5 protein-coding genes are annotated in these 12,588 nt (G+C 44.5%); 2 read left to right on the forward strand and 3 right to left on the reverse strand.

Annotation, left to right across the window (positions count from 1 at the left end; translation table 11 throughout):
• Positions 1 to 123 precede the first annotated feature (123 nt).
• A complete protein-coding gene (gene sprA, locus ACQY73_RS18045; RefSeq protein WP_428653388.1) occupies positions 124 to 7,689 on the reverse strand; it encodes a cell surface protein SprA in 7,566 nt (2,521 codons plus the stop codon).
• A 261-nt stretch (positions 7,690 to 7,950) separates the two neighbouring features.
• Here sprA and ACQY73_RS18050 point away from each other — a divergent pair, with 261 nt between their 5' ends.
• Together ACQY73_RS18050 and ACQY73_RS18055 are read left to right on the forward strand one after the other, a co-directional pair.
• On the forward strand, positions 7,951 to 9,060 hold the full coding sequence (locus ACQY73_RS18050; RefSeq protein ID WP_428653390.1) for an AAA family ATPase: 1,110 nt from the start codon (positions 7,951 to 7,953) through the stop codon (positions 9,058 to 9,060).
• Positions 9,044 to 9,568, forward strand: coding sequence for a hypothetical protein (locus ACQY73_RS18055; protein ID WP_428653392.1), 525 nt, complete (start codon positions 9,044 to 9,046; stop codon positions 9,566 to 9,568). The genes ACQY73_RS18050 and ACQY73_RS18055 overlap by 17 nt, the downstream gene beginning before the upstream one ends.
• A gap of 53 nt (positions 9,569 to 9,621) precedes the next feature.
• Here ACQY73_RS18055 and purH read toward each other — a convergent pair whose 3' ends face one another.
• Positions 9,622 to 11,160, reverse strand: a complete 1,539-nt coding sequence (gene purH, locus ACQY73_RS18060; RefSeq protein WP_428653394.1) for a bifunctional phosphoribosylaminoimidazolecarboxamide formyltransferase/IMP cyclohydrolase — start codon at positions 11,158 to 11,160, stop codon at positions 9,622 to 9,624.
• 224 nt (positions 11,161 to 11,384) lie between these two features.
• Positions 11,385 to 12,539 (reverse strand): MFS transporter, encoded by a 1,155-nt coding sequence (locus ACQY73_RS18065; protein ID WP_428653396.1) that lies wholly within the window; start codon positions 12,537 to 12,539, stop codon positions 11,385 to 11,387.
• Positions 12,540 to 12,588: the final 49 nt, after the last annotated feature.

A 12,588-nucleotide genomic window follows, 5' to 3' on the forward strand; every position in this document is an offset into this window, starting at 1 on the left:
TTTAAGGAGAGGGGAACCGGTTCTCTGAAGCTCTGAAAGAACAATAAGAGTTTAATATTTCATTGGATTACCCCTCTCGTTGTTTAAGGAGAGGGGAAGGGGCGGGCGGCCGCTGCCGTGAGGTTAAAGCTCTGCTACGTTAAACCGTACCTGTATTCCTCCCGCAGTAGTAGCTCTTCTGAATGAATTAAGTACGTAAGGATTATTGAATGTCCGGTCGAAATAGAATTGGAGACTCCATAATTTGCTTACGGTATAATTAAGTTGTGGCCGCAACTGGAAGTTATAATTTCCCGCAATGGCCGTTGGGGGCTCGTCAAAACGGCGTTGAATGGCGCGCGTGTCTCGAATCGTAAAGTTGCAGGAGAATTGCAGATCGTTTTTAAGCTTTTTGAACTCTCCATTGATCCTAAACGGAATGCGTACATTATTTCGGGTAAAGCCCAACGTAATGGTCACGTCACGGTTGAACAACTCCGCGACCTGTGAATTTGAAAGATTGAGCGATATATTTCTGTCTTGGTTGTATGCAAAGCGCATATCGATCTTGTTCTGGGTTCGGGCCCGAATGGCGATCAGAGGCGAGAATTTCTCTGATAGCGAGATCGTACTCATTACAAAAATAGGAACTGCACCTCCATTTTCACCCGACACCAGCGAAAGTTGGTAGTCGCGATTATCAAGTGTCAGGTATTTGGTATACAGGTCATTGTAATCCAGCGAAGAGGTGAAGTTTCCTACACTGTAGGTAGACTGATAACTGTGTTCCAACGTAAACGAGCTAAAGATCTTCTTGAATCCGGGCAATTGCGAAAGCCCGTTATAATCCACTCGCCAGTTGGGCAACGGAAAGCCCAGAAATGGATTGGCGCGTGCTTTGGCGGGGTCTTTTTTAGGATCACGGCCGTTGTAAGCAGCAAAAAAAGCCGCAATCAGGACATCCTGCGAATTAAGATTATATTCTCCTCCTTTGTATTCAGGATTGGCTCGTTGTTTTGCCGAGAGTAATGTGACAAAATCTGCCCGATAGGCTTTAAATCGGTCAAAAATAGGCGAACTGTTGTCGTCATTGATTTTGGCAAAAGCCGTTCGGAATGACATGAAAGACATTTGAAAGTTTCCGCTCCTGACCGGGCTCTGTATTTGATAACTGTTCCGATTGGTTGAATCAACGACGCGGTAAAACATCCGGTATTCATCTCCGCGCGTGAGTTGCGCACTGATTTGAATCTTGAAATCTTTAAATGGCTCCAAACGGGTATTGATCCTAAAAGTCCGATTGTCGGATTGGACGAAAGGTACATTCAGCATGGTACTTTTTGTCAGATCGCCTTTCCCGGCGGCATCATAAAGTACTTTCGTGCTTTGGCTACCCAATATGAATTTTGTCAATGAAGTCGGCTGAGTACCGTCCATTCCCCAAAAACTAGGATTGGAAGGTAAAAAACCGGGTAAAGTAGTGGTAACTATTCGAGTATAATCAACATCAATTCCACGCACGGTCATCAATAACCGAGTTAGGTTTTTTAGCACTTTATTGGGTTCGCGGCTGATGTCTTCATCGTCACCGGGACTGCGGGCAAAGTTTTTACGCGGAGGAGATGGGTTATTGGCGAAGCGCAGATAACGAATCTTATTGTATAACTTGATCAAGTCCACCTTTCCCCGAATCCCCTGCTCTCTGCCGTTACGAATGATGTTTCCTAAAAGGAAATTGTCAGAGTCAGTAAGGCGATACCCTCCGGCCTGAAACGCCGGATTTTGGTTTGAACCATAACTGCCTGTGGTTCCCGTACCATAGCTGCTTCCATATGTCGACGTATTTGATAACCCCGAAGTATTTGATAACCCGGAAGATGAATAAGAAGATGAAGAGTAATACGAAGTTATTGGCGAAAACTGATACATAATGTTGTGATTATAATCAGCCGTCATCCAGTCAAGCAAGGGAATTTTTTCCAGCGGCAGGCGATATGTTATCTTTATCTTTTGGTCAAAGTTCTTCATCCGCCCAAAATTTTTCACATTACGCCATACTTCCTGCTGTTTGCTCTGTGTGTTGATATCTCCTTCCGGTTCATCAATAATGGCATTGGCCAAGGCGCTATAGGTCAGCACTACGTTCTTGGTCAAATTCCAGGAAAGGTCATACGCACGATTGAACAGAAAATACTTTTCAAACAACGGCGCCTGATTGGCATCGGTCAGGTCGGCACTCCGATACAACGTGCGCACAAAACTTCGGTCTGCATCAAAACGCAACGCTATCTGGGTTGGAAGCAACGAAAGATTGAAATCCTTCAGGAGTTCCAGGTAAGGCCGCTCGAAACTTTTGACATTCTTTAAAGGCTCCCATGAGCGTTGCGGAAAGCCGTATTGATACACAATACCTCCGCGGTACTGCCGTTGGGCATAATCGGCAATGGTGCTGCTTCGACGGGTTTGCTCATTGAAAGCGTAGGTAAACGATAAATTTTCAAAGTCCCAGAAATGCCGCTTGGCGTTGGGACCGGTTTTGGTTTTACGAACGTTCGAAAAGTTAAATCCACGCCGCTCGGCCCGTTCTGTGGTGGCATTTTCGAGTTGCGCTCGTCGGGGGTCGTTTTCGGCGTAGTTCGCCAACGACATCGCCAAAGGTGTATCCGGATCGTAAGGGTTGAAATGAGGTTTTACGTCACGAATATCGTAGTTTACGTACAACGGAATTTTAAAGCCCCATTTCTCCGGCAAAAACTTATCCAACGCCAATGCTGTCGAAAGGCTAAATTCACGGGTATCATCACGTGAGCGGTCGGTGAGTTTTTGTTGAACACCACCAAAACCAAACGTTGTATATTTCCCTGCTACCTGTAACGTTCCCAAATCAGCCAATTTAATATCTGCGCGCGCAATTGCCGCCGTTCCGGATTGGTTATCAAACCCTTGTACGTGCATTTCATCTACCCAAATACAAAAACTCTTGGGTTGTTGGTCAGGTGAACGCGGGTTTCTCAGCCCAATCATAATGATCATCACATTGCTCAAATCAGGACGACCCACGACGGTGATCCGGTACACCCGCCCCAGTGGGTCGGTTTTAGTTACTGTATAAGGTGCTGAAATTGACCCACTCGCCTGAAGGTCGCGTTCTGATTTTGCTTCTATCAGCCAAGGCACTTCAATATCAATTTCGTTCTGTTGAGGCCAAACACGGTCAGGTTCTGCCACGTTAGGCGGCGTAGCCTGTAAATTAGTAACCTCAATTTCATAATAGTGTTCCGAAACATCTGTTCCCAAACGCATAAACGCCGATACCTGACCGTTTTCGTTCAAGTCATTTTGCATGTGAACAAACATTTTCAGACGTTCGCGAAAAAGCAGGTTTTGGCTCGTAACATTCTTAAAAGCCGCTCTCGAATCGCCGTCCCGCAGGTTGGTAACGCACAGACTCATAGATTGCTCGTTCAACGGCCGTTGGTTGGGCGTAGTATAATCCACATCCCGTTGCCATCCCGGAGGCACTGCATAAATATTACGGCCCTGTCCTCCTGTTGTAGCCGGCGCGCTGTTTTCTTCAACACTCACGGTTGCTATTTTGAATTGGGCATCGTAAGGCTCAGGCACTTCCTGCAAGCCGCGCGCGTTGAGGTCACCGGTATATTTACGGTATTGGGTTGCCACCATTTGTAATTGCGCAAAACGCAGCACAACGGGTTGTTCCCAGTCGGTCATGTACATTCGTACAAACCGAATGGATTTGAAACCATTGATATTTCCGACTTTACGCGTAAATTCTCTTACGGGAATACGGAATAAATACCAGTTTACAGTTTCTCCGGCACTGTTAGGAGCGGTTACTTTATCTACAATATACGGTTTCCCAACGTCCAATTGTCCGGGCTTGAGGTCTACTTCGTATTCGTAGTAAGCCTCTTGGTCGTTGATGGTATTATCCGTATTAAGGTCTTCAATATCAGGCAAATTTGTGGCAGCAGGCGTTATTTCGCTGCCGCTCTGAAACTCGGGGGTGTTGTTTTCCATCCCCATGTAGTTTTTATAGCGTTCTACGATTTTCTTATTGGCACTATCTGCTTTTGTGCTGAAATAATATTCAAAGTCATCGCCTGAGGGATCCGTTACAATTTGATTCCGAGCTTCTGTTTTTAAGGTTGGCGGAAGGTTTTGAATATAATTTTGGAAGAAGGTACGTTCTTCGGCATTGCTTAATCCGTCCAATCCAACGTCCTGCTTAGCGCGCGCGTTTGGCTCATTGGTAAATGCATTGATAATGTATTGCTGGCGCGTCGAATAGCCCCAAGCTGTTGCAGCGACGTTTGGAGTAAGATCCCCTACGGTTGTAGTTCTTTTATCGTCTAATGGCAATCCGTTCTCAAAATCATACCGCCCGTTTTTAACAACATCTTCCGAAATCTCCCCTAAGTTAAAATACAGTTTTCCGCCTGTGGTATTGTTTGTATTGGTAAATCCGTCGCGTACTACGCCATTTGGGCCTTCCTTGAAAGGATCCATCAACCAAAATTCCATGATTTCCACGTTGGCATTGTCAAAATCAACGTCTGAACCAATGGCCCGGGTAATGGCACCGAAGTTATTCTTTGGATTTCTGAGCTTTCCATCAGGATCAAGGTCGGTATTATAATTGTACATTCCCCGCTCCCGTGGGAAATAGGCAACATCCAAAATATTTTCAGGCAAGTTGACCAAATACTGACCACGACCTTTAAAAATATCCTGAGGCGTAAAAAGCCGTTCGTAGAAATTATTAAAATCCTGCTCCGTAATATTTGGGCGGAAACTCAATCCCGCCTGCGCTTGGGGAGAAAACGTAATATCAATCGTATAGGCCGATATTTTAGCGCGGTTATAGGCATATTGCAAGGGATTGGTTGGTGTGCCCTGCGGGAATTGCTGCGGTGTGCCACCCATCCGCCAACGCGTCGGCTGACGTGTCAAGTCAAACTGCGTACGGGCCGCCTCGAAATCATCCACCATAATTCGATTTCTGACCTGCGGGTGCAGTCCGGCAAACGACTGCGCAATTTCTCCCTGAAACTGAATACCGGAAATCTCTTTGGTTTGCAGAAAAGGCAACTTATCCAGCATCTTTGTCAGAAAGCGCGACTCTTTTCGGAAGGTAAGATCGGCACCGATAATGCTGTTGTTAACGGGGTCATTGCCCAATGCGGCGCGGGTCAGGAATCCCGGCGGCGTTTCACGCATATTCATGGCCGTAAGTCCTATCTGCATATCGCGGTTAACAACGTAATTGAGGCGAGTTCCGAACAAACGACGGATCTGATTTTGAAACAGATCAGGCTGTTCATAACAAATCTCAATGTCGCGACCTGAATTCACTACGCTTTCGTTGATCAAACGTACCGAACCCGATTGGCCTTCTACGGCGTAATCAATGCCCGATTGCAGCTGAACTCCGCCCGCCCTTACCGTGACTGATTTTTCCGACACTCCAAACGGCAATTGAACCGCCGCTCCACCTGACGAACCCTGAAATGTTCCTTTCAGGAAAAACTTATTTTTCTCCGTTATCTGCTGAGCATCAATTTGAGTGGTGCGATACAGTTCGTTGAAGACGTACTTATTGGCTAATACCTGGTCATTGGTGAATTGCTTTGCCAAATTTGAACCAAATGGCTCCAAAACCGGAAAAATAATGCGACCGGTACGACTGTCAACAGTAACTCCGTCAACAAAATCAAAGTTACCATCACCAATGGCCTTACCGGAATTATCCAAAACGGGATCATTGATTGGATTCAACTTATCAAGGCCCATGACTCTCAGCAAAGGGACATTAGCGATAGGGCCTTCCTGAAGGTTAGGGTTATCAATCCCGGTCAAGTCATCTTTGTAAATAACGCGAAGTTGAAAATTTTGTCTTCCTACCTGCGTGGTATTCAATGAATAAATGTTTTTCATCATTAAATTCCACATCGGGTGGCTCGTATTGTTACGAATCGTTGATGATTTCAGCAATTTCAGGATCAATACTTCATCATCGCGGCGAGCCTGATAGTCTTCCGTAAGTTCTCCAACTTTATATTTTTGCCCGTTGAGGGTATATTCGTAGGCTACGGCTAAGATCTCATCGTTGCGAAGCGGTGTCAACAATGAAATATAACCCAATTCAGACTGGAATTTGTATTCCCGTTCGTTCAGCTTGCGCGCGCCTCGCAAAAGATCGTAGTCATCGCCACGGCGTAAGTTGTAACGGCTGTCAAGTGCAAAGCTTGTTTTGTCGGCTTCGCGAAGTTCAGCATCGACCGTTACTTTTTGAAACAGACCGTTGCTTTTGTTATTGGCAGGCTGATTGGCGACAATTGGGGACAGGTTAGGGTTCGCACTGTTGACAGGTGCAGGCTCTCCCAAATCAGAAAAACCTACGATGTTGCGCAGGGTTTCGGTGTTATTGGTACGGTTGGTTACGTACACTTCCAAACGGGTAATGGTTACGCCCGACATGATCATCGGAATATTGCCCAGCCAACGTTCGTAATTGTTTCGAAAGAAGTAAGATAAAAAGAAGTGTCGATTTTCGTCGTACGCATCCGCACGAATTTCAAACGGACGATTTTGTACACCTCCCCTAAGCGTAATACACTGCTGTTTAGAACGTTGCTGTGAAGCCACAACCGTGGTTGTCAAACGTCCGAAACGTAGATCCACCTTAGCACCGAACAGGTTTTGAACGCCCGGAATCAACTGCGACGGAAGTTGCCAATTGATATTTCCCGCCTGAATGCCCTGAATAATACTTTCGTTCTCGGGAATATAGTTTTGCTGCGGACCAACCCCGCTAAACGGATTTTGGCCCAAACTGCCATTTTGCCCTAAAGCACCGCTTTGGCCCAAGCCCGAAGCATTAGGGAGATTGGAAGCGTTGGGCAGATTTGAAGTATTGGTGGGAAGGTTGCCCGGACGATAATCTAATTTGAATTGGTTCTCAAAATTGAAACTCGACTTTGTGTCAAAGTTGGTCAGCATTCCCAGCTTGTCGCCGATCTTTCCGTTGAAGTTGATATTTATTTGCTCATTGAAGAGAAAGTTCGTGGATTTCCGCTGACGAATCGGTATTTGAGGATTATCAATGTTTTGATGTAACACGCCAAAGTCCAACAGTACAAAACCATTGGGCTTAAAGTCAACAAGGTTGCTCCCGAAAATACGGTCAAGGCCCGGAGGTAAATCCAATTTGGGCAACAATCCACGCGCACCAAGTGCGCCTTTGCCATCCTGCTTGGAAGAATAATCGCGCCAAAGGTAGTTGAACACCCGCTTGTCCTGAAGCTTCTGAAAGTCTTCATAACTCATGGTCATGGGGTTACGATAGTTGAGCGTTGGCAACTTTGTATCGCCAATGCGCTCATACACCGAAATACGGCGGGTAGTATCCAACCGAAAATCGTTGGAAAGACCTTTGGGCTCTTTCAGAAAAAGCGATGAACGGGAAGGGGTGTAGATAAATCGGTTGCCGATGCGATCATTCCAACGTGAATACAACAACCGCCGACTTTGGCGGTCATTTCGGCTGGTATCCGGGGCAGGCTGCCGGCGATTGGCCGGTTGTTGGGCAACGCCCACATGCATAGTTAACCACAGAACTGAGGTCAGCCCGATGATAAGATATGATGTAGTAGAAATAAGGTAGAGCTTTTTTATAATAATTCCCACGATTCTTCAGCGGTCTGGGTACTCAAATCCTTAACGGCTAAAACCTTGCCAATCGTCTCTGAGCGTTCGATTATTTTTATGAAAGTGAGGTAAAGATAGAAACAGCCACGACATAAACGCAATTTTCAGGCAAAAAAGGCACAATTGGCAGACATAGTGACTTTTAGAAATCTATTATCCATATTCACACAGCACTGAACACAGAAGCGGCGGGGAGGCATGTGCAAATTCTTTGTAATATTGTAAAAAATGTAGAAAGCGATGGCAGACAAGCTTATTGTAAAAGATTTTGGGCCTATTCGAGAAGCCGAAATGGACATTAAGAAAACCACTGTGCTCATTGGACCGCAGGGAAGCGGGAAGAGTACACTGGCAAAATTGGTGGCGTTGTGCAGAGATAAGGATTGGATGGATCTAATTATGGAAAAAAGCAGTCCCATTAATTTATTGGATTATGGTATTCAAAACTATATCACAGAACCTTCCTATTACTCATTTAATGCCAAATATTTTAATCACGTATATCAGCATAAGGTGACTCGAAGAAGTCCCAATGAAAATTATCCGGAACAGGAAGTAATAAAAGTAATAAAAGCGAAGAGCGACATTTTGTATTCAAATAAAGTTTTTGAACTAATGAATCTTCTGCAAAGACCCATTTATGTTCCTGCTGAAAGAATTTTATTTGCCCTTATTTCTCAATCGTTTTTTAGTATTGCGGTTAATAAAATTCCTTTACCTGAGTCTATTGCCCAATTTGGTTCAAAATTTGAAGGTGCACGTCAAAAACTAACAGAATTCAGGTCTGTTCTTCAAAATGTCGTTTATAAATTTGAAAATGGCAAAGATGTAATAATTGTAGATGATAATATTACAATCAACTTGGCTGAAAGTGCAAGCGGATTTCAAGCTCTGATTCCTTTACAAATGGTAGTAGAGGGTTTTTTTGAAGAAGGCATTCTAAGTTTTATCATTGAAGAACCTGAACTAAATTTATATCCTACTACTCAAAAAAACTTAGTCTATTATTTAGCTGATCGCTGCACTAAAAGCGAAAACGAGTTGATGATGACCACTCACAGTCCTTATGTACTTGCAGCGCTTAACAACTTAATTTTTGCCTACAAAGTAGCACACAACCATCCTGAAAAAGCAGCTGAAGTAGAAAAAGTGATTCCGAGAGCATCTTGGCTAAATCCGGATGAGTTTGCAGCTTATTTTGTTGCTGATGGCACAGTGCGTTCCATCATTAACCCTAAAACCGGCTTAATTTCCGAAAATGAACTGGATAACGTTTCAGATGAAATTGGAGATGAATTCGATAGTTTAATGGACATTTACCGTAATGCAAAGAATGAGAAAGTCCATTGAGAATGCCTTTCCACACGTCATAACAGGTAAGTGTTTAGAAGTAGAAACTGCCCCGGGTTTTGAATTGTTTGACAGTCCAATTCCTCCTCAAAGGTGCTTTATCAGACGTAATCATGAGCAGGAAAGGCATTTTTTGGTTAGAAATCCCTCCCAAAAGCCCATTCATTTTTTGGCAATAGACAAATGTTTGCTTAATGATGATGCTGAAACGCACTGCGATTGTGCATTATTCGACGAACAAACGTTTTGCTTTATCGAATTGAAAGACGCAGGAAAGAGAACGCGAAAGGAGCATCGACGCAAAGCCTATCAGCAACTTAAAGCGACCATACTGTTATTTAGAGACAAAGAGATATTTCAAGATGTCACTGCTATTGAGGCCATTATCAGTTTTGCAAGTAAGGATAGCTATCCTGTCCGTACCAGTAGTAGCGCTGATGCAGCCTTGATGTTTGAAATGGAGTGTAATGCCCGGCTTCTCGAAGGCAACGAGAAAATTTTTGAATAAAAAAATCCCTCTCCTGAATACAGAAGAGGGACCTATTATGTGATTTTTTATTACTAATGCTTAAAATGCCGCACGCCGGTGGTAACCATTGCCATGTCGTTGGCATCACAATAAGTGATAGATTCCTGATCACGGATAGAGCCGCCCGGCTGTACCACAGCCGTTATACCGGCCAAGTGGGCAATTTCCACGCAATCTGCAAAGGGGAAGAAAGCATCAGACGCCATCACTGCTCCTTTCAACTCAAATCCGAAGGCCAACGATTTATCAATGGCCTGACGCAGCGCATCTACCCTTGAGGTTTGGCCCGTTCCGCTGGCAATAAGACGGTTTTCCGTTGCCAACACAATCGTATTTGATTTGGTATGTTTACACACTTTCAATGCAAACTCCAAAGCCCGTACTTCTGCTTCTGTGGGCGCTTTGGTGGTGACTGTTTTGAATTGAGAAGCTGTTTCAACCACAATGTCTTTGTCTTGCTCAAGAACTCCGTTGAGAATGGTTTTGAACATTTTTAGGGGTAAGCCAACGGTTTTACGCTGAAGGAGAATGCGGTTTTTCTTTGATTGTAACAACGCCAACGCTTCAGGCTCATACGCAGGAGCGATCAGAATTTCCATGAACAATTTGTTCAATTCTTCTGCCGTAGCCAAATCAACAGTGGCATTGGTAATGATTACTCCACCAAAGGCAGAAACAGGATCGCAGGCCAAGGCGGTAAGATACGCTTCCTTGGCAGTAGCGGCCGTGGCTACACCGCACGCATTAGTGTGTTTAATGATCGCAAATGTGGGCTCTGTTCCGAATTCGTCAATCAGCGCCACACACGCATCTACATCTACCAAATTGTTGTAAGACAATTCTTTACCATGCAATTTATCGAACATCGCGTCCAAGTCTCCGTAGAAAGTAGCCGCTTGGTGAGGGTTTTCACCGTAACGCAGTGAATTTTGCTGCAATTCGGTAAACGCATAAATATTGGATGATAATGCCGGCGTACCACCTGACTGATTGATAAACCACTGATTGATAGCCGTATCGTAATGGCTCGTAGTTCCAAAAGCTTCCAACGCATAACGGCGGCGATCAGAAAGTTCGGTTGAGCAGTGTTTTTCGGTTAAAATGTTTAAAATATCAGCATATTGAGTGCGTGACGAAACAATCAGAGAATCCTGAAAATTTTTGGCTCCTGCCCGAATCAATGAAATTCCGCCAATGTCGATTTTTTCGATAATGTCTTCATCGCTTGCTCCTGACGCCACCGTTTCTTCAAATGGATATAGATCAACTACCACCAAATCAATGGCAGGGATATTGAATTGAGCCGCCTGCGCCAAGTCACCTGCATCGTCGCGGCGGTACAAAATACCTCCAAAAACGGCAGGATGAAGGGTTTTGACACGTCCACCAAAAATAGAAGGATAGCCCGTGAGGTCTTCCACCGCTGTCACGGGAATGCCCATGTTTTCGATGAAGGTCTGCGTACCACCCGTAGAATACAGTTTAACGCCGTTTTGGTGGAGAAGTTTGACAATAGGTTCGAGACCGTCTTTGTAATAGACCGAAAGTAAAGCCGATTGGATTTTTTTCATTGAATTAAGTGCTTCCGCATTGGTGATTGCTAATCGCAGAGGTATGAATTGATTATCTTGATTACCAAATCGTTAGTGCGACAAAAGCGGTTAAATAACAATTGATTATATCACTGATAAAAAATGAAGCCGCAAAATTACGGCTTTTAATTTTAGAAAGAGAAGAATGAAAAAAGAAAACCTCTCAAATAATTCTCTGTTTTTCTGCTGATTTTATAGATGGATTAGATCCGTCGTGAAGTCATGAGTCCGACAATGCCTCCTAAGGCCAAAATCAACAACGCCTTATAGCCATAGAGATTAAAAAGCCATTGGGTAAGATACAGGCTCGGAATGGTAATAAAAAAACCAATGGAAGTGACCAACGTAAGGGCGGTGGCTCTATAATTCGCCGGAGCACTTTGGGAAACTAAAGTCGAAAATTGCGGCGAATCTCCCACCACGCTAATTCCCCAAACGAGCATGAAAACAAGGAAAAATGTACCGGAAAAAGCAGGAAGAAAAAGGCTTAAAATACAACAAATGCACGAAATCAAAAGAGCAAACCACGCCGTACGGTGGCTTCCCCAACGCAGTGAAAGCTCGCCGGTCAGTACACAACCCAATGCTCCTGAGGCGATAACGACAAAGGAAAAGAGAGGGACGTTGAGCGTCTGTTGGGTAAGTTGATTGTATGCAGTAATGATCACAGGAACGAAAGCCCAGAAGGTATACAATTCAAACATGTGCCCGAAATACCCAAACGCGGAGCGACGAAAGGCAGTATCTTTAAATACATTTCGTAAAACCGACGGATTGAAACGCCCTGCCATGCGACGAAAAGGCCCGTCTTTTACAAACAATCCAACAGTAACACCCCCCGAAACTGCCAAAGCAGCCGTGGCTACAATGACGTATTGCCAGGGCAAGGTTAACGACAATGACTTTAGCACATACGGAAAAGCAGTTCCTAATACCAACGCTCCCACCAAATAACCCAAGGCTTTTCCAAGGCCCGTCTCGTACCAATCACTGCAAATTTTCATACCCACAGGATATACACCCGCCAGAAAAAATCCGACGCCCAACCGTGTAATAAACAAACCTTCCAACGATTGATAACTTACCAATACCAACAAATTACAGGCCGCCGCTAACCCGGACGAAACCATAAAAACCCGTACGGGCGAAAAACGGTCGGCAATGGAAAAGTAAGAATACAAAAGTGTTCCGAATACAAATCCCAGTTGCACAGCCGTGGTCATGGTGGGCATAAAAGCGGTGGCCTGAAGATGAAAAGTTTGCAATGTTTGCATAACGGCATTGACCGCAAACCAAAGCGACGTACCGGCAAACTGCGCTGTCACAACCAGCGGAAGAAGGTAAAAAGGGCGTTTCATTGTTTTCGAAAAGCAATGTTACCAAAGAATAAGTGATTCCTCAAAAATG

This window comes from Runella sp., assembly GCF_965279615.1.
In the GTDB taxonomy this organism is placed as follows: domain Bacteria; phylum Bacteroidota; class Bacteroidia; order Cytophagales; family Spirosomataceae; genus Runella.

Bases quoted from the DNA above. Each gene is read 5' to 3' on its own strand.
- ACQY73_RS18050 (WP_428653390.1), top strand. From the start codon at position 7,951: ATGGCAGACAAGCTTATTGTAAAAGATTTTGGGCCTATTCGAGAAGCC.
- ACQY73_RS18055 (WP_428653392.1), top strand. From the start codon at position 9,044: ATGAGAAAGTCCATTGAGAATGCCTTTCCACACGTCATAACAGGTAAG.
- purH (WP_428653394.1), bottom strand. From the start codon at position 11,160: ATGAAAAAAATCCAATCGGCTTTACTTTCGGTCTATTACAAAGACGGT.
- ACQY73_RS18065 (WP_428653396.1), bottom strand. From the start codon at position 12,539: ATGAAACGCCCTTTTTACCTTCTTCCGCTGGTTGTGACAGCGCAGTTT.